We start from the raw sequence: 23,802 nt of genomic DNA, 5'->3' as shown, positions 1-23,802 counted from the left end.
GCAAGACGCTCGGGTTCCGGAAACCCTCCGAGGCCATCCTCGACCTGATTAACGCCGCATGATACGATCACACCACCAAATCAAACAGCAACACAGGTGTTGCAACCACCACTAGAATCCGCCTCGAACGAATTGAGACTGAGGGGAGTCATAACCGCGAGCATGCTCCCCTCAGTCAGCTGCGCTGACAGCTCCCCTCAGCGAGGGGAGCCAGAAAACCCGCACCGAGACTTTCCGATTACCATAGGACACCATGACCGACTCATTCGCCAGACTCACCGAACAGTTCCTCGTCCACATCGGAGTGGAGCGGGGGCTCGCCGCGGCCACGGTGAAGGCGTACGAATCGGACATCGCCAAATATGTGGATTGGCTGGAGTCCCGTGGCATCGGGGAACCCGACGCCATCCGCACCCAGGACGTGGAGGATTACGTCGCCGCATTGGACGCGGGGGGGGAGTCCCCGCGATCCAAGGCCCGCAGGCTCGCGTCCCTGCACGAATTCCACCGTTTCGCCCTCGCGCAGCACATCGTCTCCGACGACGTCTCCGCCTCCGTCAAAGCTCCCAAAGGAGCCTCCACATTGCCCGACGTGCTGAACATCGACGAGGTGGCATGTCTACTGGACGCCGTCACCCCGCCCGAAACCGCCGCCGGCACGGATGCGGGCGCCGTGGATCCGATCCAGTTGCGAGACAAAGCACTCCTCGAATTCATGTACGCCACCGGCTGCCGCGTCTCCGAAGCCGCCGGCGCGAACCTCGACGACATCGACCTGGACGAACACGTCGCCCGACTCATGGGCAAAGGCTCCAAACAACGGCTCGTGCCCGTCGGCGGATACGCCTGCGAGGCCCTGACCCGGTACCTCAACATGGGCCGTGGCGAGCTGGAACGTCGAACCACCGCCAAAACGCCCGAAAGACGGGCGCTGTTCCTCAACAAACGCGGCCGTCGCATCTCCCGGCAGTCCATCTGGGAGGTGGTCCGCCAGGCGGGGGAGAAGGCCGGCATCACCCGTCCGCTCCACCCGCACACCCTGCGCCACTCCTTCGCCACCCATCTCATCCAGGGCGGCGCGGACGTGCGTACCGTGCAGGAACTGCTCGGCCACGCCAGCGTGACCACCACGCAGATCTACACGCATGTGAGCCCCGAGCACCTCATCGAGGCCTACCTTATGGCGCATCCGCGCGCGAAGTGAACCGTCCGATAAATCTCCCGTAACCCATGGCCCCGGTCGGAAAACCCGGTTTGCGCGGAGAACCGCGCCGGGCGGCATCGGGCGCCGCGGATCGGCTCCGTACGGCGCGATTCGTTCCATTGCCGCACCATCGCACTGGCCGAGCCCCGCGAGTAGGCTGTGAGGAAGGAGAACATACGGAGGCTGACATGGGCGATTGGCGCGACGATCGGGGCGAGGATTTCCGTCAGGGGACTTTGCCTATGGCGGGAACGTATGTCGTTGCCCGGCAAGACGAGGAGGATATTGATAAGGTGGACGGTATGCCTACCGATCTGCTTGGACGTGAATACGAAACCTTCCCCGCCCCCGAACCGCTACAGCAGCATGGCCCGGCCAGGGTCATCGCCATGTGCAACCAGAAGGGCGGCGTAGGCAAGACCACCAGTTCCATCAACATCGCCGGCGCGCTGGCCCAATACGGCCGCCGCGTGCTCATCGTGGACTTCGACCCGCAGGGCGCCGCCACCGTGGGACTGGGCATCAACGCGAACACCGTGGAGAACACCATCTACACCGCGCTGTTCGACATCTCCGTGGACCCGCACGACGTGGTCCAGCACACCGCGTTCGAGAACATCGACATCATCCCCGCGAACATCGACCTGTCCGCAGCCGAAGTGCAGCTCGTGACCGAAGTGGGCCGCGAACAGATCCTCAACGGCGTGCTGCGCAAGGTCAAGAACGAATACGACCTCATCATCGTCGACTGCCAGCCCTCCCTCGGCCTGCTCACGGTGAACGCGCTGACCGCCGCGGACGGCGTGATCATCCCCGTGGCCGCCGAGTTCTTCGCCCTGCGCGGCGTGGCGCTGCTCATGCAGTCCATCGAGAAGGTGCAGTCCCGCATCAACCCGGCGCTGGAGGTCAGCGGCGTGCTGGTGACCATGTACACCAAGACCCTCCACTGCGAGGAGGTCTGCCAACGCATCTACGAGGCGTTCCAGGACAAGGTCTTCCACACCGTGATCTCCCGCTCCATCAAGCTGCCGGATTCCAGCGTGGCCGCCGCGCCCGTGACGGTGTACGCCCCCGAGCACAAGACCGCCAAGGAGTACCGGGCCGTGGCCCGCGAGCTCATCGCCCGCGGCATCGTGGCGTGACCGGCGTGCCCGATTCCCGCCCGGACGGGCCGGGAAGCCAGCCCGTCACCGGCTTCCGGGTGAACCTCGAGGTCTACTCGGGGCCGTTCGACGTGCTGCTCGGCATGATCGCCAACAACCGCCTCGAACTGACGGAGGTCTCGCTCTCCGCGATCACCGAGGAGTTCCTCGCCTATGTGCGTGGGCTCGACTTCGTACGCAACATGGACGAGGCCAGCGCCTTCCTCGACGTGGCCTCGATTCTGGTGGAGGCCAAAAGCGCCGCCTTGCTGCCCGCCGACGAGGAGGGCCAGCGCGACGAGCAAAGCCTCGCGGCCCTGCGTGAACGCGACCTGCTGTTCGCACGCCTCCTGCAATACCGGGCCTACAAACAGGCCTCCGCCGACTTCCGCGCACGCATGACGCTCAACGCCGGCCGATTCCCGCATCCCGCCATGGTGGACGAGTCGGTGGCCTCGCTCCTGCCCGAACTCGTCTGGACGCTGACGCCGGACGACCTGGCCCGTCTCGCCGCCCGCGTGATCGCCAACGCTCCCGCCTCGGAAGTGTCCGTCCATCAGCTGCACGTGCCGTTGGTCGATCTGCGGGCCCAATCCCTGCTGGTGCGCGAACGGCTCAGGGCCGCGCTGGAGCGGGGGAGTGCGGGACCCGACAAGTCCGATGGGGATGCCGGATCGCTGTCCTTCCGGGAGCTCACCGCCGACTGCGCAACCCGCATCGAAGTGGTGGCCCGGTTCATGGCCATCCTCATGTTCTTCAAACAGGGCTCGCTGCAATACCGCCAGGAGGGGCCGTTCGAGGACCTGCGCCTGCGCTGGGTCCCCGGCCCGGACGACGACGCCCCGGCCGCGGACGGGAACGGCGACGATGACGATGTGACGATTTCGGAAGGTGACTTCGCATGACGGGAACTCAGGAAACGCAGACCAACGCCGATGCGCGATCCGCGGGCGATGGCATGACGCCGGACGGCGGGGGAGCCGCATCCATGCCGCCTCAGTCCGGTCGGCCGATGGCATTCGCCGTGTCCGGGCCGGCGGGCGATTATCCCGGCGGTCTGCCCGCCTGCCTCGAGGCGGTGCTGATGGCCGCCGACCAGCCGCAGACGCCCGCCGACCTGGCCCGCGTACTCGGCTGCGGTGCACGGACCGTGGAACTGGCATTGGAATCACTGCGTGAGGAATACGAAGGCGATCCGGACGCGGGCGTCCGTCCGCGCGGCTTCGAGCTGCGTGAGACCGCAAGCGGCTGGCAGTTCGCAAGCCGGGCCGTCTACGAGCCGGTCGTGTCCGCGTTCGTGACCGACGGGCAGACCGCCCGTCTGAGCCAGGCGGCACTGGAGGCGCTCGCCATTGTGGCGTACCGCCAGCCGGTCACGCGCGCGCAGGTGGCCGCCATCCGCGGCGTCAACTCCGACGGTGTGATCCGCTCGCTCGCCGTGCGCGGACTGGTGCGTGAGGAGGGCGTCGATCCCGATTCCCGTGCGGCCCTGCTTGTCACGTCCGCTCTGTTCCTGGACATGATGGGACTCGACTCCCTCGACGACCTGCCCTCGCTGGCCCCGTTCCTGCCGCCAGTGGACGATGTGACCGGCGAGGACGCCGTGTGATCCACGTCCCGAACAGTTATAGTCATAGTGACTATAACTAGTGCTATGCTGTGAACCCGAGGGGACGCTCCGCACAGAGAAAGAGGCATGGCATGGGATTCGGCAATGTATCCGAGCGCCGCAGCGCACCGCCGCAGGTCGGCGTATCCGTGGTGATCCTGACGCTCGGGCCGCAGTCGGACGGCATCCGCGACGCCGCCGATTCGGGCCATGCCTCCGGGGATGGGGCATCCGGGACATCCGCGAGGCCTGCGGCCCGCGGTGCCTCGGCTGCCCACTCAAGACTCTGGCTGCCGCTCGTCAGGCGCGTTCGTCAGCCGTTCCTGGGCTTCTGGGCGCTGCCGGGCGGCGATTTGAGGGCCGACCGTTCGCTGGAGCAATCGGCCTATTCGGCGCTCGAATCGACCACGTCCCTGCATCCCCGCTATCTCGAACAGCTCTACACCTTCGGCGACCCCGCCCGTTCGCGCGGCGGGCTGCCGATGGTCTCCATCGTCTACTGGGCGTTGGTGGAGCAGCGCGAGGCCGCGGATTTCGAGGACGGCGACAACGTGCGCTGGTTTCCGGAGGACGATCTGCCGCCGCTGGCCTTCGACCACCGCGAGATCATCGACTATGCACTGGCCCGGCTGCGCTCCAAGATCGAATACTCGGACGTGGCCACCCGACTGCTCGGCCCCACCTTCACGCTGCGCCAGCTGCATGGTGTGTACGAGGCCATCGCTGGCCAAAGCCTCGATCTGGCGAACTTCCGCCGTAAGATGCTCGCCTCCGGCGACCTTGAGGACACCGGCGAGAAGGTGCGCGAGGGGCGTCAGCGCCCCGCAGCCGTCTACCGGTACGTGCCCCCGGATCCGGGAAACGCCGCCGTGCCGGGACAGGGGAGCGGGGCGCTGTCCGCCGTGGGAGTCACGGCCGATCATGACAGGGCGACCGGGGCATCGATCGATTCCGACGAGTCCGGCCGTGCGTCGACCCGTATCGACGATGCACTCGCCCCGCTGATTCCCTCCGCCCACGGGTGAGTCCATTACATCGGCTCCCCTCTCCGAGGGGAGCTGTCCGCGAAGCGGACTGAGGGGAGTGCCGGGTTAACCGTAGTCCTTCCCTCAGCCTCACTACGCTCGACAGCTCCCCTCCGAGGGGAGCCCGAACAAACGCAATCCGTTCAACGAAACAAACAACCAACACCAACAAGAAGAAGGTTCACTATGAGTGACACCAAGGAGAAGAGCTCCGCGCTCTCCGTGGAGGAGCAGGGCATCGACACCATCGCCGAGTCCGACCGCCACGGCAGTCCGAAGGACCTGTTCTGGCCCTGGTTCGCCGCCAACATCTCCGTGCTCGCCATGTCCTACGGCGCCTGGTCGCTCGGCTTCGGCATCTCGTTCTGGCAGGCGACCCTCGCCTCCATCATCGGCATCGTCGTCTCGTTCCTGCTCGTGGGCGTCGTCTCCATCGCCGGCAAGCGCGCCAACGCGCCGACCATGGTCATCACCCGCGCCACCTTCGGCGTCGAAGGCGCCAAGGTGCCGTCCGTGCTGAGCTGGATCGCCACGCTCGGCTGGGAGATCTCCCTGACCACCACCGCCGTGCTCGCCCTCGCCTCCACCTTCCAGCGCTTGGGCTGGGGGTCCGGAGCGGCTCCGAAGATCATCTCCACCGTCATCGTGGTGGGCCTCGTGGTGGTCGCCGGCATCTTCGGCTACGACCTCATCATGAAGGCCCAGCAGGCCATCACCGTCATCAGCGGCGTGGTGACCATCGGCTTCCTGATCCTCGGCTGGTCGCACATCGACTTCGCCGCCGTGGGCGCTTCCCAGGGCGGCTCGGCGCCGGCCGTGCTCGGTGCCTGCCTGTTCGTCATGACCGGCTTCGGCCTGGGCTGGGTGAACGTGGCCGCCGACTACTCGCGCTACCTGCCGCGCAAGTCCTCCAACGCCGGCATCGTGTTCTGGTCCACGTTCGGCGCCTCCCTGGCCCCCGTGCTGCTCGTCATCTACGGCGGCCTGCTCGCCGTGTCCAACAAGGACCTCGCCGACGCCGTGGGCAACGACCCGATCGGCGCCATGGCCTCCATCCTGCCCACCTGGTACCTCGTGCCGTTCACCATCGTGGCCGTGCTCGGCCTCATGTCCGGCGCCATCATGGACAACTACTCAAACGGCCTGGCGCTGCTGAGCTTCGGCATCAAGCTGCCGCGCGTGGCCGCCGCCGGCCTGACCGCCGCCCTGACCGTGCTCGGCGTGGTGTACGTCACCTTCTTCTCCGACACCTTCATCGGCCCGTTCCAGGGCTTCCTCATCACCCTCGGCGTGCCGATGGCCGTGTGGACCGGCCTGTTCATCGCCGACGTGCTCCTGCGCCGCAAGGACTACGCCACCGACGACCTCTACAAGCCTTCCGGCCGCTACGGCGCCTGGAACGTCAAGTCGCTCGTGATCCTCGTGATCGGCACCCTGCTCGGCTGGGGCCTCGTGGTCAACACCTCCGCCAGCTGGCTCGAATGGCAGGGCTACTTCCTCGGCTTCTTCGGCGGCAAGGACGGCGCATGGGCGTCCGCCAACCTCGGCGTGATCGTGGCACTGCTCGTCGGCCTGCTCGGCGCGCTCATCTTCCAGCGCGGCGACATCGCGGCTCAGGAAAAGGAGAACTGACATGGCAATCCCATCAGATGAATGGCTGGTCGTCATCGACCGCCAGAAGGTGTTCGCCGAATCCGACTGGTCCGACTGGGCCTGTCCGGACGGCTCCTTCCACGCCACCGACGCGCCGTTCGCCGCACTCGCCAAGGCCTATGGCGACCGCGTGGCCTACACCCGCTACGTGGCACCGACTCCCGCCCAGGACGCCTGGGTGGACTACTTCAAGGACTGGCCGCAGTTCCTCGTGCCCCCGGACGACCCGATGTACAGGCTGACCGCCGACACCGCCGCGCTCGCCGCCGGACACCCGGTCGTGAGCCGCGACACCTTCGGCAAGTGGGGCGACGAGCTCGCCGCGGCGATCGGCGGGGCCAAGAAGATCGCCCTGTGCGGCGTGGCCACCGACTGCTGCGTGATCACCACCGCCCTGGCCGCCGCGGACGCCGGCGTCGCCGTGCGCGTGATCGCCGACGCCTGCGCCGGCTCCAGCCCGGAGAACCACCAGCGCGCCCTCGACACGATGGCCCTGTTCGCCCCGCTCATCACCATCACCGATTCCGCCGCCGTCCTCGGCTGACCGGATTCCCGCGCACGATGGCCCGCACCCGAACGAGTGCGGGCCATTCGCGTATCACGTACTGGTCAAGCCGTGCCGGTACACTCGTGACGGTTTGTGTGTAAGTACAGGGAAGCAAAACCCAACAGATAAGTACATAAGTACGCAAGTACCGAACGATTACGCAAAAGAATCAGTATTAAGAGAGGTTTCGATGGCGGTTCGTGGAGATATCCGTAATGTGGCGATCGTGGCTCACGTCGATCACGGCAAGACCACGCTGGTCAATGCCATGCTTCAGCAGTCCCATGTGTTCTCCGAGCGTGAGGAAGTGCCGGATCGTGTGATGGACTCCAACGATCTGGAGCGCGAGAAGGGCATCACCATCCTCGCCAAGAACACGGCCGTGGAATACACCGGCCCGCTGGCCGCCAAGTACGGCCACCCGGAGGGCATCACCCTCAACATCATCGACACCCCCGGCCACGCCGACTTCGGCGGCGAGGTGGAGCGCGGCATCTCCATGGTCGACGGCGTCGTCCTGCTCGTGGACGCCTCCGAAGGCCCGCTGCCGCAGACCCGCTTCGTGCTGCGCAAGGCCCTCGAGGCCAAGCTGCCGGTCATCCTGTGCGTGAACAAGGTGGACCGTCCGGACGCCCGCATCTCCGAGGTCGTGGGCGAGACCTCCGACCTGCTGCTCGGCCTGGCCGACGACGTGCAGCACGAGGGCATCGACCTGAACCTCGACCAGCTGCTCGAAATGCCGGTCATCTACTGCGCCGCCAAGGCCGGTTACGCCTCCGTGAACCAGCCGGCGGACGGCGGCATGCCGGACAACGACAACCTCGAGCCGCTGTTCGAGGCCATCATCTCCAACATCCCCGCCCCCGAATACGAGGAGGGCGCCCCGCTGCAGGCCCACGTGGCCAACATCGACTCCTCCGACTTCCTTGGTCGACTCGGTCTGGTCCGCATCTACAACGGCACCCTCGAGAAGGGCAAGACCTACGGCCTGTCCCGTGTGGACGGCTCCCTGGAGAACTTCCGCGTCTCCGAGCTGCTGCGCACCCAGGGCCTCGACCGCATCCCGGTTGCCTCCGCGGGCCCCGGCGACATCGTGGCCGTCGCCGGCGTGAACGACATCATGATCGGCGAGACCATCGTCGACCCGAACGACCCGAAGCCGCTGCCGCTCATCCACGTGGACGAACCGGCCATCTCCATGACCTTCGGCGTCAACGATTCCCCGCTGGCCGGCACCGAGGGCAAGGACCACAAGCTCACCGCCCGCATGATCAAGGACCGTCTGGACCGCGAGCTCATCGGTAACGTGTCCATCAGGGTGCTGCCCACCGACCGCCCGGACGCCTGGGAGGTCCAGGGCCGTGGCGAGCTGGCCCTGGCCGTGCTGGCCGAGCAGATGCGCCGCGAAGGCTACGAGCTGACCGTCGGCCGCCCGCAGGTGGTCACCAAGAAGATCGACGGCGTGATCAACGAGCCGATGGAGAACACCACCATCGACGTGCCGGAAGAGTACATGGGTACCGTCACCCAGCTCATGGCCGACCGCAAGGGCCGCATGGACGGCATGACCAACCACGGCTCCGGCTGGGTGCGTCTGCAGTTCACTGTGCCGTCCCGCGGCCTGATCGGCTTCCGCACCGCCCTGCTGTCCGCCACGCGCGGCACCGGCATCTCCTCCTCCATCTCCGCCGGCTACGCGCCGTGGGCCGGTGAGATCACCATCCGCCAGAACGGCTCCATGGTCTCCGACCGCAAGGGCGTGGCCACCCCGTACGCCATGCAGCGTCTGCAGGCCCGTGGCAACTTCTTCGTCGAGCCGCAGTCCCCGGTGTACGAGGGCCAGGTCGTGGGCGTGAACAACAAGCCCGACGAGCTGGACGTGAACATCACGCTGGCCAAGCACATGACCAACATGCGTTCCTCCACCGCCGACGTGCTGGAGACCCTGACCCCGCCGATCAAGATGAGCCTCGAGGAGTCCCTGGACTTCGCCAACGAGGACGAGTGCGTGGAGGTGACCCCCGAGTCCATCCGCGTGCGCAAGATCATCCTCGGCCGCGAGGACTGGTACAAGTGGCGCGCCAAGCAGCGTCGTCAGAACAACCAGTCTAAGTAAGCCTGGTTGGGCATATTCTGGCTCCCCTCGCTGAGGGGAGCTGTCAGCGAAGCTGACTGAGGGGAGTCATCTCGAAGGAACTCCCCTCAGTCTCACTACGTTCGACAGCTCCCCTCGCTGAGGGGAGCCAGTGTGTTTGTGACATAGTATGGGGCATATGGATATCAATCGCGTGGAATCATTGCCTTGGTCGCATCGGCAGAACGCGCTGGTCAGATCGTTGATTACGATGCTGGCCGGCGCGTTCGCCGCATTCATCGGCACCTTCGCGCACCGTATGGGCGCTTCGGCCGATATCCCGTACGGACTGGCGCTGGCGTTCCTGCTCATCATCTTGTCCACATGGTGCGCCCGCGCGCGGCTCGGTGCGGTGGGCCTCGCCCTGCACCTGATCACCTCGTCCGCCACGGCATGGGGACTGGCCCTCGCCACCACTTCCGGCAACGCGCTGATCGTGGCCGGATTCCAAGGCGATATGCCGTTCTTCTCCCAGCACGCCGGATACATCTGGCTGTACGGCATCGTGCTCGTGCAGGTGGTCATGCTCGTCCTGCCCGCCCGCTGGTTCACGATCCCGCCCCGCGACACCACGCCACAGGCGTAAACCGCGGATCAGCACAGCTTCGACCCCGCGTGTCGTGGGCATCTCACGCGCAACCACTCCAAGCCCCGCTACCATAGAACGATATGGCACGCATGAAACTCTTCTATCTGGGCCCCGAGGGCACCTTCACCCATCAGGCGGCAATGACTGCCGCCGAACAGTTCGCCCCCATGGGAGATTTTGACCTCATCCCGCTTCCCGATGTGCCGGCGATCATGAACGCCGTGCAATCCCGTCAAGGCTGGGGCGTCATCGCCTGGGAGAACAACGTCGAAGGCTACGTGGTCCCGAACCTGGACGCGCTCATCGACTCCACCGACGTGGCCGGCTTCGCCCGCGTGAGCGTGGACGTGGCGTTCAACGCCTTCACCGTGCGTGGCCACGGCATCTACGACTGCACCGGACAGCCCGTCAGCGCCCACCCGCACGGGCTCGCCCAATGCACCAGATTCATCGCCGAATACCGGCTCAAACCCGAGCCGGCCTCATCCAACGCCGCCGCCTGCCGTGATCTGAAGCCCGGTCAGGTGGCGCTCGGCCCCAGCATCTGCGGCACGCTCTACGACCTCGACGTGCTCGGCGAACATGTGCAGGATTTCGACGGCGCCAGAACCGACTTCCTGGTCATCGCGCCGCGCGACGTCGTCCAGGAGCTCAACGCCCGCGCCCAGCATGGCGATGCCAGCGATTTCGAGACGATCATCACGTTCATCCCGCTTGCCACGGGTCCGGGAGTCGTGGCGAACATCCTCGACATCCTGCGCGTCGCGGGACTGAACATGACCAGTTTCATCTCCCGCCCCATCAAGGGGCACGACGGCACCTACAGCTTCATCGACACGCTGGACGCCGCGCCCTGGGAGCCACGGTTCCAGAAAGTGCTGGAAATACTGGCCATGAAAGGCATCTGGATGAAGACGCTGGCCGTCTATCCACGCCGCGAACGCCCCAACCCCCCGGTCGATGCTTGGATGTTGCCCCAGGGCGGCATCCATATCGATGAGGAGCGTATGCCGGAAGGATGGCAGCACACCGAGAGCGTGAGAAAGGAACTGTTGTGGTAGATACGGTCGGCATCGTAGGACTTGGCCTCATCGGCGGCTCGTTGGCCAGGCGATTGGCCCGACGCGGCATCCGGGTCGTGGCGTGGAACCATCGCCCGCACCCGTACGCGCAGGCGGAAGCCGACGGCATCTACTGCAAAAGCACGCTCGCCGAACTCATGACCGCCGAACCGGACGTACTGGTCCTGTGCAACCCGCTCAAGGCCATGCCCGCTATTCTGGCCGAATTGAAGCCCCTGTTCGACGAGCATCCCGACACCACGCTCACCGACGTCGGCTCTGTCAAGGGCATGGTCCGCGATCAGGTCAAGGCCGCGGGGCTCGCGAACCGGTACGTGGGCGCGCATCCGATGGCAGGCAACGAACTGTCCGGCTGGCAGGCCGCCGACCCGAGCCTGTATGACGATGCCCTGTGGGCCGTGACCGTGGACGAGCCGACGGACTACCGTCGGTTCTTCGCCGTGGCCTCGCTGATCACCGAAGACGTGGGCAACCGCATCATCGTGCTGGACGACGAGACCCACGACAAGGCCGCCGCCATGATCTCCCACATGCCGCATGTGGTCTCCACCGCGCTCATCAACGAGCTCACGGCCAATCCGGACCGGAATGTGGCGGCCGCATTGGCGGCGGGCTGCTGGCGCGACATGACCCGCGTGGCCCTGACCGATCCCGACCGCACCCGTGCGATGGTCGAAGAGGACGCACTCAACGTGGAAGTGCTGCTGCGTCGCATGGCCGCACGCCTGACCGATATGGCCGACCAGCTGCATGCCGAACAGGAGCGGGGCGCCGGCGCACAGGGGATTCTGCAGCAGAACAGGGCCGCGGCGGACGTCAGAAGGTTCTTCGCCGCAGGCGACCCGTTCCGCAAATACAAGGCGGCACTGGCCTCGACGGCCGATTTTCCCGCACGCGAATTGGAGATTCCCGAGACCGGCTGGCAGCAGACGCTCCTATTCTCCGCCCGCAGGGGAGAGGCGATCACCAGCTTCATCCACCCCCATCAGGCCGTGATCCAGATTCGCCCCGCGATATAGGAATCGGCCTGCGGCCGATGCTGTGTCTCCCGCGTCTTTGACAGGACGCTCTTCTACTACCCTTCAGTCAACCTGCGGTTGACAGCTCCCCTGACAAGGGGAGCCTAGCCTATATATAAAATCGTGGCTCCCCTTGTCAGGACATCGCCGTGAAACAAACAGTAGGACTGTTTGTAGGCGATGTGCGAGACGACAGTCGAGCCAACAATCCGCGAACGAAGTTCGTCCGTAATTGCTGATGAGCTGGCTCGCGAAGCGAGTCTGAGGGGTAGCAGAAAAGCAGGCAAAGCCTGCGAAACAAATCTATTGGCCTGCGGCCGATGCCTCACGGACGCGGCTTCACGTGCGGCCGTTCGGGTACCGGCTTCAGCGTGGCGATCTGCTCCTGGTGGATGGTCACGTTCTGGGCCGGGCGGGAGCCGTTGGCGGCCGCATCACGCACCATCTCCAACGTGTAGCCGTCCCAGGACACCACATGCCCCACGAAATCACGGAACTTCATGCGCCCGTCCGTAGGGTCCACGCCATCGGTGATACGCACCACGATGCGTGCGCCCACCGGAATCTGCCTCGGCAACGTCATCGGAATCATCCCCCTTATGAATCACGCGGGGTGTCGGCCCTGACACCCCGATATCGGTAGTTCCACCTTACTCCGAACACGTTGCGACGCACGGAACGGGCAATCATTCCGCCGCCACCGCGTCGAGCACAGGCTGCCGCAACGCGCGTGAGGCGGGGGAGACCGAGGCCACCAGACCCACCACGATCGAAAGCGCCAGGAACACGCCCAACTGCCCCCACGGCACACTCAGCGAACTCAATCCGTTTGCCTCGTACACCGCGCGGATCACCACACCGGCCGCGACGCCCGTCACCATGCCCATCACCGTGCCGAACACGGCGATGATGACCGCCTCGATGCCGAGCATGCCGCGCACCTGGGCACGTGAGGTGCCGATCGCCCGCAGCAGGCCGATCTCCTTGGTGCGTTCGGACACGGACAGCGCCAGCGTGTTCACGATGCCGAACACCGCGATCACGATGGACAGGGCCAGCAGCGCATAGAGCACCAGCAGAATCTGGTCGACCATCGTGCTCATCGTGGACTTGAACTCCTCGCGGTCCTGCACGTTCACCACGTAATACGGTTTGACCGCCTTGATGAGCCGCGCCTTCAACGCCCCCAGATCCTCGCCGCGCGCCGCGTTGACGAACAGCATGATGGTGAACATCGTGTACTCGTTGGCGACCTTGCCGGCCGTCTCGTCGTTCATGAGCACCATCGACCGGTACACCGAATTCTCGATGATCGCGCCGATCCGCACCTTCACATGCGTGAGGGTGGTCTTCGTCTTCACCAATGTGCTCGGATCCACGTTCTTCGCATCCTCGGCGGCCTGCTGCGCCTCGGACGCCTTGGCCTGCGCGCCGGCCGCATCCCCGGAGGCGAGCAGCTGCTGGGCCTCGGCCTGCAATCCGGAGACCTTCGCCTCCACCTGCGCCTGGTATTCGGCCTGCGCCTTGGCGGTGGCCTCCTTGTCGACCACCACCTGCCGGCCGTTGACCCGCACCGTGTCGCCGACCTTCCAGCCGTTGTCCTTCGCCACGGCGATGCCCACCACCAGCTCGCCATTGCGCAGCGCCTTGTCCGCGTCTCCCGCATGGGTGACCGGCGCGAACACCTTGGTGAACAGCGACGGCTGCTCGGCGAACGTCATGGCCTGCGTCCGATCGTCGCCCGAACCGTACGTGACTCCCATGAGCATGCGCGACTGCGAGACCGAACCCACGCCGTCGGTCTTGCGGATCGCCTCGATGGCATCGTCCGGAATACGGCCATCGGACGCGGACATGGCCGAGAAATCGGACTTCAGCCCGGAATCCACGATGCCCGCCACCGAGGCCTTCGCCGAGGAGGCCACCACGCCCAGACAGCTCACGATCGCGACGCCCACGAACAACGCGGCCGCCGTATTCGCGGTCCTGCGCTTGCCGCGCGCCAGATTGCGGGTGGCAAGCCGGCCCGTCACCGTGAAGACGTGCGCCGGAATCCAACCCAGCACCACGCTCGTGGGCCCCACCAGCGCCGGGGCGAGCACGATCACGCCGATGACCACCAGTCCGGCGCCCACACCGAGCGGCCAGCCGGTGCCCATCGCGGAGGCAGCGTCGTTGAGCCATCCCCAAGGCGAGACGGCCATGCCGTCGTTGTTCGCCGCGGCGATACGCCAGCACAGCACCCAGGACGCCGCGCCGCACACGATCATCGCCGTGCCGGCCACACCTCGCGGCCACACGGGCTTCTCCGGGTTCACCGTCTCGTTCATCGCCTGGATCGGCGGGGCCATCGCCGCCCGCCGTGCCGGCAGGGAAGCGCCGATGAGCGTGACCAGCACGCCCACCACAAGACCCACGAGCATATCCGACACACTCGGGTTCGAGGATCCGGTCATCGGCGTGCCCATATGCGCCATCAGCGCCACGATGCCCTTGACCATGATCCAACCCAGTCCGATGCCGATCAGCGAGCCCATAAGACCCAGCACGATCGCCTGCACCACCACCGTCACGAACACCTGGGCGGGGGAGGCTCCGATCGACCGCAGCAGCGCATAGCCGCGCATCGACTCGCGCACGATCATCGAGAACGTGTTCGCGATGATGAACGAGCCCACGAACAACGCGATCACCGCGAAGATCAGGATCAGCGGCTGCACGAAGCCGAGCGCCTTCTTGGTGGCTTCGGCGTTGCTGTCGCGCACATGCTGGCCGGTGATGGCCACGGCCTTCGAGCCGGCCGGCAGCGCCTCGTTGATGCGGTCCGCGAGCCTCTGCTGCTGCGTCTCGCTGAGCGGCTGCCCGCCGTTCGCCGAACCGTAGACGGTGAGATAGCGGGCGGTGCCGACCTGTCCGGACTGCTGCTGGAAATAATCCTTGGCCACTTCCGGCGCAAGCCCGATGATGATCGCGCCGGCCTGCGACGACGTGGTGGAGAACAGTCCCACGACCTTCACGTCCACCGCGCCGTCCGGATACACAAGCTTGGTGGTGTCGCCGACCTCGAGCCCCGCGGTTTCCGCGGCGAACGTATGCAACGCGATTTCGTGCTTGGTCTTCGCCCACCGGCCCTTGACCAGCGATGCCGAACGCCAGGTGCCGTCCCTGAGCCCCAGGCTGCTGGTCACGCCGCCCATCGTGGAGACGGCGTTGCCGCTTTTGTCCACCAGCACCAGACCTGAGACCTGATAGACGGCCTCGGCGCGCTCCACGCCCTCGACCTTGGCGATGGTGTCCGTCAGGGAGATGTCGATGCGGTTGTAGGTCTTCGTCTCGGAGGAGCCAGAGCCGGAGGATGAGCCGGACGAGCCCATGGCATCCGTCGCCGATGCGCCCTTCTGTTCCTTGCTGCCTCGCACGTACACGTCGGCATCCGAGTTCGAGGCCATCATCTGGTCCACCTGGTTGTTCATCATCTCGCGGAAGCAGAACGAGCCGACCACGAAACTCACGCCCAACGCGATGGCGATGATGGACATGACGAACCGCCCGAGATGCGCGCGGGCGTCGCGCAGGCCTATGCGGATCATGCGTCCGCCTCGTCATCGCCGGTGCCGTCCGCGAACACCTCGAGGATGCGCTCGTAGGTGGGGTGGTCCAGATCCTGCGTGATATGCCCGTCCGCCAGCACCAGCACGCGGTCGGCATAGGAGGCGGCGCGCGGATCGTGCGTCACCATCACGATCGACTGGCCGTAATCCGCCACGGACTGCTTGAGGAAGCCCAGCACCTCACGGCTGGAACGGGAGTCGAGATTGCCGGTGGGTTCGTCCGCGAAGATCACCGAAGGACGCGCCATCATCGCACGCGCGCAGGCCACGCGCTGCTGCTGTCCGCCCGAAAGCTGGCTTGGCCGGTGCGTGAGCCGCTGCTCCAGGCCCACCACCCTGACCACCTGATCGAACCAGTCGCGGTCGATGGGCTTTCTGGCTATCTGCAGCGGCAACAGGATGTTCTCCTCGGCCGAAAGCGTGGGCACCAGATTGAACGATTGGAAGATGAAGCCGATCTGCTGGCGGCGCAACCGGGTCAGCTGCCGCTGGTTCATGGCCGAGACCTCCAGCCCCTCCACGAACACCTGACCCGAAGTGGGCTGGTCAAGACCGGCCATGCAGTGCATCAGCGTGGACTTGCCCGAGCCGGACGGTCCCATGATCGCCGTCATCCTGCCGCGCTCGAACTCCACATTCACATGGTCCAGCGCGGTGACGAGATTGTCCGCATCCCCGTAGGTCTTGACCAGATCCACGGCGCGGGCCACCACATGATCGCGTTCCTCGCGTTCGGTCTCATTCCCGACCGTCTCCGTATTCCGTCCGCCGTGCCGTACGTTATGCTGTGCGTTGTGCCGTGCCATACTGCCCCAATCCCATCGAATGCGTGCCTATAGTCTATCGGAGGGCAGGTGCGGGCCGGCCGGATGGAAAGGCGGTGCGATATGCGGTTCGAGGAGACGATCGACGCGTTCGTCGCCTATCTCAAAGCCAATCGCGGACTGTCCGAAAATACGCTGAAAGCGTATCGCTCCGACCTTGAATCCTGCCTGGCGTTGTTCGGACGGCGCGGGGTGGGGAATCTGAATGAGATCACGCTCGACGATCTGCGCTCCTGGATGGCCGTCGAATCCAGGAACCACGCCAGAAGCAGCATGGCCCGCAAGACCGTCGCCGTCCGCGCGTTCTTCTCGTGGGCGCATGACCACGGGGTGACGCGCACCGATCCCGCCGCCACGCTGATGACGCCCTCCATCCCCGATTCACTGCCCGCCGTGCTCACCGAAGCGCAGGCCGAACAGCTGATGCGACGGGCCGATGCCGATGCTCGCTCCGCGCCCTCCGATTCCGCTGCGCATGATTCCGGGCGCGACGGGGAATCCAGAGCAACGGCGGACAGACGGGCCGAAGCCCTGCGTGACGCCGCGATACTCGAGCTGCTGTACGCCACCGGCATTCGCGTGGCCGAGCTGGTCGCATTGGACGTCGCCGATATTGATGCGCTCAATCGCACCATCAGGGTCATCGGCAAGGGAAATAAACAACGTGTCGTCCCTTTTGGGGTGCCGGCCATGCGCGCGCTTGACGCCTGGCTTGCGCAGGGCAGGCCCTGTCTTGCGAATGTCGGTTCGGGCAGCGCCCTGTTCCTCGGGGCCAGGGGAAGGCGGCTCAACCAGCGCATCGCCCGCGAGGTGGTCCATCGCGAGGCCCGCGCGGCCGGCGTGCCGGACATCAGCCCGCACGCCCTGCGCCATTCCGCGGCCACGCATATGCTTGACGGCGGCGCCGATCTGAGGGAGGTCCAGGAGATGCTGGGCCATTCCTCCTTGAAAACTACACAACGCTATACGCACGTCTCCGTCGAACAGCTCAAAACCCGCTACATGCAGGCGTTCCCCCGGGCCTGACCAACATGCGGACACTACCCGACGTGGCTGCGTAAACGCTGTATGAAGCCGAAAAACCGGCATGGATTTTACATGGGCGTAACAAAAAGTTTCCTCCTTGTCTGCAAATTGAGCGACAATACAAGTAATCAGCAACGGGGTTGGTCCTCCTGCGTGCCGCAGTGGATGCGGCCGTGGGGAGCCGACCCCGTTCGCATGAGGCGGGGCATAACGTTCCGCACGTCAAGGAAAATAGGAGAAATCAATGAAGAAGAAAGCTCTTGCTTTCGCCGCCATGGCCTGCTCCATGGCAATGCTGCTGAGCGCCTGCGGCGGCTCCAACAGCAACACCGCCTCCGGCAATACCGCTGGCTCCAACATCATCTACGCCTACAACTCCGAGCCGCAGAACCCGCTGATCCCGGGCAACACCAACGAGACCGGCGGCGGCAAGCCGGGCGACCTGCTGTTCTCCCGTCTGGTTTCCTTCGACAAGGACGGCAACGCCTCCAACGAAGTGGCCGAGTCCATCACCCCGAACGATGACGCCACCCAGTACACCATCAAGCTGAAGTCCGGCTGGAAGTTCACGGACGGCACCCCGGTGACCGCCGAGTCCTTCACCAAGTCCTGGTCCTACACGGCCAACGCCAAGAACGCCCAGAAGTGCTCCTCCTTCTTCTCCACCATCAAGGGTTACGACGACCTGCAGAAGGATGGCCTGAAGGGGGACGAGCAGCTCTCCGGCCTCAAGGTCGTGGACGACACCACCTTCACCGTGGATCTGAACCAGTCCGATTCCGTGTTCCCGATCAAGGTCGGCTACCTGGCCTTCGCCCCGCTGCCGGAGTCCTTCTACAAGGATCCGAAGGCCTTCGGCGAGGCCCCGGTCGGCAACGGTCCGTACAAGTTCAAGTCCTGGGACCACAACAAGCAGATCGAGCTCGTCAAGAACACCGATTACAAGGGCAACGAGGATGTCAAGAACGACGGCGTGACCTTCAAGGTCTACACCGATGACACCGCCGCCTACCGTGACATCCAGTCCAACAACGGCTCCCTCGACGTGATGGAGTCCGTCCCGGCCGCCTTCACCAAGACCTTCAAGACCGACAAGAAGATCCAGCCGTACTCCGAGGCCGGCTCCGTGATCCAGACCTTCACCATCCCGTCCACCCTTGACCACTTCAAGAACGACGAGGAAGGCCAGCTGCGCCGCGAGGCCATCTCCATGGCCATCGACCGCGACCAGATCATCGATAAGGTGCTCAACGGCAACGCCACCGCCGCCAAGGACTTCACCTCCCCGAAGACCCCTGGCTACTCCGACTCCCTGACCGGCTCCGACAACCTGAAGTTCAACGCCAAGAAGGCCAAGGAACTGTGGGCCAAGGCCGACGCCATCTCCAAGTACACCGGCACCCTCACCTTCTCCTACAACGCCGATGGTGGCGCCAAGCCGCTCTACGACGCCGTCGTGAACCAGCTCAAGAAGAACCTGGGCATCGACGCCGCCACCAACCCGATCCCGACCTTCCAGGAGTTCCGCGACGCGGTGACCAACCGCCAGATGACCGGCGCCTTCCGTACCGGCTGGCAGCCTGATTACCCGTCCGCCGAGAACTACCTGTGGCAGCTGTACTCCACCGCCGCCGCCGACGGCAAGGGCTCCAACGATGGCGACTACAAGAACTCCGCCTTCGACCAGCTGTGCCTGCAGGCCGCCGCCGCCAAGACCACCGACGAGGCCAACAAGCTGTACCAGCAGGCCCAGGAGATCCTCCTCAAGGATCTGCCGGCCATCCCGCTGTACTACTCCAACGCCAACGGCGTGGCTTCCCTGTCCGTCAAGTCCGGCTTCGGCTTCGACTGGCAGAACCTCCCGACCTACACCGAGATGTCCAAGAAGTGAGTCGAGACTCATCTGAGCATCGGACGGTAGTTCGGTAATTCCAAGGGGCGAGGATCATATGATCCCCGCCCCTTTTTCATAGGCTCTGTTATAAACCAAGTATTCTTGGCTCCCCTTGTCAGGGGAGCTGTCGGCGAAGCCGACTGAGGGGTAGTCCGGCGGAATTCATGTCAATCTTGGTTTAACAGAGCCTTTTCGTATGCTTCGTATGCTCTGCCGAAACCGGCCAAACAACGTCTCTTACGCCTAATAATCGGCCGAGTTAACGGGAGTTTACACACCTCCGTCAGGGCATGGGGTAGACTATCGGAGTATTTGTCGACCGGCAAGGGTGCACTGTGTCCTGACGGCCGGTTCATGAAATAAGGAGCAACCGTTATGGGTAAGTATCTTCTGCGACGCATTCTGCAGATGATCCCCGTGGTTCTCGGCACGACGCTTCTGGTGTATGCGCTTGTCTTCCTGCTGCCTGGCGACCCCGTCAAGGCCATGTTCGGAGACAAGCCCGTCAACGAAGCCGTCGCGGCCCAGATCCGCGCAGAGTACCACCTCGATCAGCCGTTCATCATTCAGTACCTCATCTACCTGAAGAACGCGCTGACCCTTGACTTCGGCAACACCTTCGCCGGCCAGCCCGTCCTCGACGAGATCACCCGCGCCTTCCCGGTCACCATCAAGCTCGGCCTGATGGCGTTCGTGTTCGAGGCCATCTTCGGTGTGACCTTCGGCATCATCTCGGGCCTCAAGAAGGGCAAGTGGTACGACACGGTCATCCTGATCGTCTCCCTGCTCCTCATCTCCGTGCCGACCTTCGTCACCGGCTTCGTGCTGCAGTACCTGCTCGGCATCCAGTGGTCCATCCTTCCGGTGACTGCCGGGGCCGACCCGACGTTCCTCGACCTGCTCATGCCGGCCATGGTGCTCGGCTCGGTCTCGATGGCGTACATCATCCGACTGACGCGCGCCGAGATCTCCTCCAACATCGCCGAGGACTACGTGCGCACCGCCCGCGCCAAGGGCATGTCCAACGGACAGGTCATGCTGCGCCACGTGCTGCGCAACTCCCTGATCCCGGTCGTCACCTACCTGGGCCAGGATATCGGCGGCCTGATGGGCGGCGCCATGATCACCGAACAGATCTTCAACATCCACGGCATCGGCTTCCTGACCTACCAGTCCATCCTGAAGGGCGAGGCCAACCTCGTGGTGTCCATCGTCACGCTGCTCATGCTGATCTTCGTGGTGTGCAACCTCGTCGTCGACCTGCTGTACGCGGCCCTCGATCCGCGTATCCGTTACGCATGAGAAGGGGAGGAGTGAACGAAATGGCAAACAACACCACCGAAAACGAACTCAACGAGTCCGGCGAGCCCGGCACCGAGTACTTCATGGAAACCCTGCCCGGCCAGGACCGCTACGTGGCCCCCATCGAGGAGACCCCGCTTCAGGACGTCGACTCCGTGGACGAATCCGCCCCGGCCACCAGCATGTGGGCCGACGCATGGCGAACCCTGCGCCGCAACCCGCTGTTCATCATCTCCGGCCTGGTCATCGTCTTCATCATCATCGTGGCCATCGCTCCCGGCCTGTTCACCAAGCAGGACCCGAACGCCTGCGATCTGGCGAACTCGCTGAGCCCGTCCGAGCCCGGACACCCCTTCGGCTTCGACCTGCAGGGCTGCGACGTGTATACCCGCGTGGTCTACGGCACCCGCACCTCCCTGTCCGTCGGCGTGCTCTCCACGCTGATGGTCGTGCTCATCGGCACCCTGATCGGCGCCATCGCCGGCTTCTGCGGCGGATGGATCGATGCGGTCCTGAGCCGCGTCACCGACATCTTCTTCGCCCTGCCGATGCTGCTCGGCGCCATCGTGGTCCTCCAGATGTTCAAGTCCTCCAAGTCCATCTGGAAGATCGTGCTCGTGCTGGCCCTCTTCGGCTGGGTGGGCGTCTGCCGCATCGCGCGAAGCGCCGTGCTCGAGGCCAAGAACCTCGAGTTCAACACGGCCTCCACGGCCCTCGGCTCCACCCCGATGCGCAACCTGTTCCGCCACATCCTGCCGAACTCGCTGGCCCCGATCATCGTGATCGGCACCACGTCGCTCGCCTCCTACATCGTGGCCGAGGCCACGCTGAGCTTCCTTGGCGTGGGCCTGCCCACCACCACCGTGAGCTGGGGCGGCGATATCTCCAGCGCCCAGACCAACCTGCAGACCGACCCGCTCGTGCTGTTCTACCCGTCCGCCGCACTGGCCATCACCGTGCTTGCGTTCATCATGATGGGCGACGCCGTCAAGGACGCCCTTGACCCGAAGAGCCGTACGGCCTGAGCAAGGGAGTAGAGGAAACATTATGACTGACAACTCCAAGGCACAGATGCTGGCCATGCAGAAGGAGCACGGCCCGCTGCTCGAGGTCAAGGACCTCGCCGTCGACTTCACCACGGACACCGGCAAGCCGGTGCACGCCGTGCGCAGCTCCTCCTTCACCGTCTACCCCGGCCAGTGGGTGGCCATCGTGGGTGAATCCGGCTCCGGCAAGTCCACCTCCGCCATGGCCGTGCTGGGCCTGCTGCCCGGAACCGGCCATGTGGTGGGCGGCTCCATCAAGCTCGACGGCGAGGAGATCGCCGGTGCCAAGCAGTCCGAGTTCGACAAGCTGCGCGGCACCAAGATGGGCCTCGTGCCCCAGGACCCGATGAGCAACCTCAACCCGGTGTGGCGCATCGGCACCCAGGTCAAGGAGGCCCTCAAGGCCAACAACATGGACGTGGCCCACGAGAAGCGTTCCGCCCTCGCCAAGGCCCTGGCCGGCGAGGACGCCGCCGTCGAGCTCAAGGGCAACGACGACGAGACCTTCCTCGGCTCCAAGGACCTGCCCGCCCTGATGGACGAGGCCAAGAAGGCCCTCACCGCCGCAGGCGTGTCCGGCGAGGCGTTCGACAAGGCCGTGGCCCGCTTCGAAAGCGAGTGGGTGCCGGGCTCCGAGACCCGCTGGCGTGTGGCCGACGACCTCATCAAGGCCGGCGTGGCCGACGATCAGGCCTGGTACCTGGCCAAGAAGTACGTGACCGGCTCCACCATGGAGGACCGCATCGCCGGCCTGCTCTCCGAGGCCGGTCTGCCGGACGCCGCGACCCGCGCCCGCCAGTTCCCGCACGAGTTCTCCGGTGGCATGCGCCAGCGCGCGCTCATCGCCATCGGCCTGGCCTGCCGCCCCGATCTGCTGATCGCCGACGAGCCGACCTCCGCCCTCGACGTGACCGTGCAGAAGAAGATCCTCGACCACCTGCACATGCTCACCGACTCGCTGGGCACCGCCGTGCTGTTCATCACCCACGACCTGGGTCTCGCCGCCGAGCGCGCCCAGCACATCGTGGTGATGTACAAGGGTCAGGTCGTCGAATCCGGCCCGAGCCTCGAGGTGCTCCAGCACCCGCAGCACCCGTACACCAAGCGACTGGTGGCCGCGGCCCCGTCCCTGGCCTCCCAGCGCATCATCTCCGCCAAGGAGCGCGGCGAGAACGCCGACGCCCTGCTGGATCACAAGGTGGCTGATGAGAACGAGCTCGAGAAGAGCGAGCACATCATCACCGTGGACCACCTGACCAAGGAGTTCAAGCTCCCGCGCAAGAAGGAGATGTTTAAGGCCGTCGACGACGTGTCCTTCTCCGTCAAGCGCGGCACCACGCTGGCCATCGTGGGCGAGTCCGGCTCCGGCAAGTCCACCGTGGCGAACATGGTGCTCCACTTGCTCGAGCCCACCTCCGGCAAGGTCTTCTACGAGGGCCGCGACACCTCCACGTTCAAGTCCAAGGACCTGCTGGACTTCCGCCGCCATGTGCAGCCGGTGTTCCAGAACCCGTACGGCTCGCTGGACCCGATGTACTCCATCTTCCGTTCCATCGAGGAGCCGCTGCGCATCCACAGGATCGGCGATTCCAAGTGGCGCGCCAACCGCGTCAAGGAGCTCCTTGACATGGTCGAGATGCCGCAGTCGGTCATGGGCCGCTACCCGAATGAGCTGTCCGGCGGCCAGCGCCAGCGCATCGCCATCGCGCGAGCCATGGCCCTCGACCCGGACGTCATTGTGTGCGATGAGGCCGTCTCCGCCCTCGACGTGCTGGTCCAGGATCAGGTGCTGCACCTGCTCAACGACCTGCAGGCCGAAAAGGGTCTGAGCTACCTGTTCATCACCCACGATCTGGCCGTGGTCCGCCAGATCGCCGACGAGGTCGTGGTGATGCAGCACGGCAAGCTCGTGGAGCACGCCACCACCGACGAGGTGTTCGACCACCCGCAGAAGCAGTACACGCGCGACCTGCTCGACGCCATCCCCGGCGGCAAGCTCCAGCTCGGCCTGGACTGATCACGCGATTAACACATAACGAGTGAGGCCTCTTCCCAGCAACGGGAAGAGGCCTCACTCCTGTTTTATGGCTCCCCT

General features: G+C 65.1%; 19 protein-coding genes. 16 read left to right on the top strand and 3 right to left on the bottom strand.

All coding sequences use genetic code 11. From position 1 onward, the window contains the following. Nucleotides 1–253: 253 nt before the first annotated feature. From xerD to JS536_RS10710, 11 genes are all read left to right on the top strand, one after another. Nucleotides 254–1,204: a site-specific tyrosine recombinase XerD gene (gene xerD / locus JS536_RS10760; protein WP_214356914.1), complete on the top strand. Its 951-nt coding sequence runs from the start codon at nt 254–256 to the stop codon at nt 1,202–1,204. A 302-nt stretch (nt 1,205–1,506) separates the two neighbouring features. Beyond that, a complete protein-coding gene (locus tag JS536_RS10755; RefSeq protein WP_109057721.1) occupies nt 1,507–2,346 on the top strand; it encodes an AAA family ATPase in 840 nt (279 codons plus the stop codon). Further along, nucleotides 2,343–3,251 (top strand): ScpA family protein, encoded by a 909-nt coding sequence (locus tag JS536_RS10750; RefSeq protein WP_346427480.1) that lies wholly within the window; start codon nt 2,343–2,345, stop codon nt 3,249–3,251. Before JS536_RS10755 ends, JS536_RS10750 begins: the two co-directional genes overlap by 4 nt. 83 nt (nt 3,252–3,334) lie before the next feature. Further along, on the top strand, nt 3,335–3,955 hold the full coding sequence (scpB, locus tag JS536_RS10745) for an SMC-Scp complex subunit ScpB (RefSeq protein ID WP_240544370.1): 621 nt from the start codon (nt 3,335–3,337) through the stop codon (nt 3,953–3,955). A gap of 92 nt (nt 3,956–4,047) precedes the next feature. Further along, nucleotides 4,048–4,980 (top strand): NUDIX domain-containing protein, encoded by a 933-nt coding sequence (locus JS536_RS10740; protein WP_214356913.1) that lies wholly within the window; start codon nt 4,048–4,050, stop codon nt 4,978–4,980. A gap of 186 nt (nt 4,981–5,166) precedes the next feature. Continuing rightward, entirely contained in the window at nt 5,167–6,612 is a 1,446-nt protein-coding gene (locus tag JS536_RS10735) for a cytosine permease (RefSeq protein ID WP_214356912.1), read from the top strand. Nucleotide 6,613: 1 nt separating this feature from the next. Next, complete coding sequence (locus JS536_RS10730) at nt 6,614–7,177, top strand: isochorismatase family protein (RefSeq protein WP_214356911.1); 564 nt, start codon at nt 6,614–6,616, stop codon at nt 7,175–7,177. Nucleotides 7,178–7,370: 193 nt separating this feature from the next. Continuing rightward, entirely contained in the window at nt 7,371–9,296 is a 1,926-nt protein-coding gene (gene typA, locus JS536_RS10725) for a translational GTPase TypA (protein WP_214304118.1), read from the top strand. A gap of 157 nt (nt 9,297–9,453) precedes the next feature. After that, a complete protein-coding gene (locus JS536_RS10720) occupies nt 9,454–9,900 on the top strand; it encodes an alcohol dehydrogenase (RefSeq protein ID WP_214356910.1) in 447 nt (148 codons plus the stop codon). Between the two features lie 83 nt (nt 9,901–9,983). After that, the gene (locus JS536_RS10715) at nt 9,984–10,964 is read left to right on the top strand and encodes a prephenate dehydratase domain-containing protein (protein WP_214356909.1); all 981 of its coding nucleotides are present in this window, start codon (nt 9,984–9,986) and stop codon (nt 10,962–10,964) included. Beyond that, nucleotides 10,958–12,004 (top strand): prephenate dehydrogenase/arogenate dehydrogenase family protein, encoded by a 1,047-nt coding sequence (locus JS536_RS10710; protein ID WP_214356908.1) that lies wholly within the window; start codon nt 10,958–10,960, stop codon nt 12,002–12,004. The genes JS536_RS10715 and JS536_RS10710 overlap by 7 nt, the downstream gene beginning before the upstream one ends. 325 nt (nt 12,005–12,329) lie before the next feature. Here the strand turns inward: JS536_RS10710 and JS536_RS10705 are convergent, their stop codons facing one another. From JS536_RS10705 to JS536_RS10695, 3 genes are all read right to left on the bottom strand, one after another. Then, a complete protein-coding gene (locus JS536_RS10705) occupies nt 12,330–12,587 on the bottom strand; it encodes a DUF6725 family protein (RefSeq protein WP_109057732.1) in 258 nt (85 codons plus the stop codon). 103 nt (nt 12,588–12,690) lie between these two features. Then, on the bottom strand, nt 12,691–15,594 hold the full coding sequence (locus JS536_RS10700) for an ABC transporter permease (RefSeq protein WP_214356907.1): 2,904 nt from the start codon (nt 15,592–15,594) through the stop codon (nt 12,691–12,693). Continuing rightward, complete coding sequence (locus JS536_RS10695; RefSeq protein WP_217625155.1) at nt 15,591–16,421, bottom strand: ABC transporter ATP-binding protein; 831 nt, start codon at nt 16,419–16,421, stop codon at nt 15,591–15,593. Before JS536_RS10695 ends, JS536_RS10700 begins: the two co-directional genes overlap by 4 nt. 81 nt (nt 16,422–16,502) lie before the next feature. On the opposite strand from JS536_RS10695, the gene JS536_RS10690 reads away from it, so the two are divergent. From JS536_RS10690 to JS536_RS10670, 5 genes are all read left to right on the top strand, one after another. Beyond that, nucleotides 16,503–17,465 (top strand): tyrosine recombinase XerC, encoded by a 963-nt coding sequence (locus JS536_RS10690; RefSeq protein WP_214356906.1) that lies wholly within the window; start codon nt 16,503–16,505, stop codon nt 17,463–17,465. A 244-nt stretch (nt 17,466–17,709) separates the two neighbouring features. After that, entirely contained in the window at nt 17,710–19,356 is a 1,647-nt protein-coding gene (locus JS536_RS10685; RefSeq protein WP_214356905.1) for an ABC transporter substrate-binding protein, read from the top strand. 378 nt (nt 19,357–19,734) lie between these two features. After that, nucleotides 19,735–20,661 (top strand): ABC transporter permease, encoded by a 927-nt coding sequence (locus JS536_RS10680; RefSeq protein WP_214356904.1) that lies wholly within the window; start codon nt 19,735–19,737, stop codon nt 20,659–20,661. A 20-nt stretch (nt 20,662–20,681) separates the two neighbouring features. Beyond that, nucleotides 20,682–21,686: an ABC transporter permease gene (locus JS536_RS10675; protein ID WP_214304127.1), complete on the top strand. Its 1,005-nt coding sequence runs from the start codon at nt 20,682–20,684 to the stop codon at nt 21,684–21,686. 22 nt (nt 21,687–21,708) lie between these two features. Then, nucleotides 21,709–23,724, top strand: a complete 2,016-nt coding sequence (locus tag JS536_RS10670; protein WP_214304128.1) for an ABC transporter ATP-binding protein — start codon at nt 21,709–21,711, stop codon at nt 23,722–23,724. Nucleotides 23,725–23,802 lie beyond the last annotated feature (78 nt).

This window comes from Bifidobacterium sp. SO4, from assembly GCF_018555355.1.
In the GTDB taxonomy this organism is placed as follows: Bacteria; Actinomycetota; Actinomycetes; order Actinomycetales; family Bifidobacteriaceae; genus Bifidobacterium; species Bifidobacterium miconisargentati.
Note: the sequence above shows the minus strand (reverse complement) of the source record. Positions and strands in the feature narration are given on the sequence as shown.

Excerpts from the sequence above, each read along its gene's own strand:
- JS536_RS10715 (WP_214356909.1), top strand. The coding sequence starts at position 9,984 with ATGGCACGCATGAAACTCTTCTATCTGGGCCCCGAGGGCACCTTCACC.
- JS536_RS10685 (WP_214356905.1), top strand. The coding sequence starts at position 17,710 with ATGAAGAAGAAAGCTCTTGCTTTCGCCGCCATGGCCTGCTCCATGGCA.
- JS536_RS10720 (WP_214356910.1), top strand. The coding sequence starts at position 9,454 with ATGGATATCAATCGCGTGGAATCATTGCCTTGGTCGCATCGGCAGAAC.
- JS536_RS10670 (WP_214304128.1), top strand. The coding sequence starts at position 21,709 with ATGACTGACAACTCCAAGGCACAGATGCTGGCCATGCAGAAGGAGCAC.
- JS536_RS10735 (WP_214356912.1), top strand. The coding sequence starts at position 5,167 with ATGAGTGACACCAAGGAGAAGAGCTCCGCGCTCTCCGTGGAGGAGCAG.
- JS536_RS10705 (WP_109057732.1), bottom strand. The coding sequence starts at position 12,587 with ATGACGTTGCCGAGGCAGATTCCGGTGGGCGCACGCATCGTGGTGCGT.
- JS536_RS10680 (WP_214356904.1), top strand. The coding sequence starts at position 19,735 with ATGGGTAAGTATCTTCTGCGACGCATTCTGCAGATGATCCCCGTGGTT.
- typA (WP_214304118.1), top strand. The coding sequence starts at position 7,371 with ATGGCGGTTCGTGGAGATATCCGTAATGTGGCGATCGTGGCTCACGTC.
- xerD (WP_214356914.1), top strand. The coding sequence starts at position 254 with ATGACCGACTCATTCGCCAGACTCACCGAACAGTTCCTCGTCCACATC.
- JS536_RS10740 (WP_214356913.1), top strand. The coding sequence starts at position 4,048 with ATGGGATTCGGCAATGTATCCGAGCGCCGCAGCGCACCGCCGCAGGTC.
- JS536_RS10755 (WP_109057721.1), top strand. The coding sequence starts at position 1,507 with ATGCCTACCGATCTGCTTGGACGTGAATACGAAACCTTCCCCGCCCCC.
- JS536_RS10695 (WP_217625155.1), bottom strand. The coding sequence starts at position 16,421 with ATGGCACGGCACAACGCACAGCATAACGTACGGCACGGCGGACGGAAT.
- JS536_RS10675 (WP_214304127.1), top strand. The coding sequence starts at position 20,682 with ATGGCAAACAACACCACCGAAAACGAACTCAACGAGTCCGGCGAGCCC.
- scpB (WP_240544370.1), top strand. The coding sequence starts at position 3,335 with ATGCCGCCTCAGTCCGGTCGGCCGATGGCATTCGCCGTGTCCGGGCCG.
- JS536_RS10700 (WP_214356907.1), bottom strand. The coding sequence starts at position 15,594 with ATGATCCGCATAGGCCTGCGCGACGCCCGCGCGCATCTCGGGCGGTTC.
- JS536_RS10690 (WP_214356906.1), top strand. The coding sequence starts at position 16,503 with ATGCGGTTCGAGGAGACGATCGACGCGTTCGTCGCCTATCTCAAAGCC.
- JS536_RS10730 (WP_214356911.1), top strand. The coding sequence starts at position 6,614 with ATGGCAATCCCATCAGATGAATGGCTGGTCGTCATCGACCGCCAGAAG.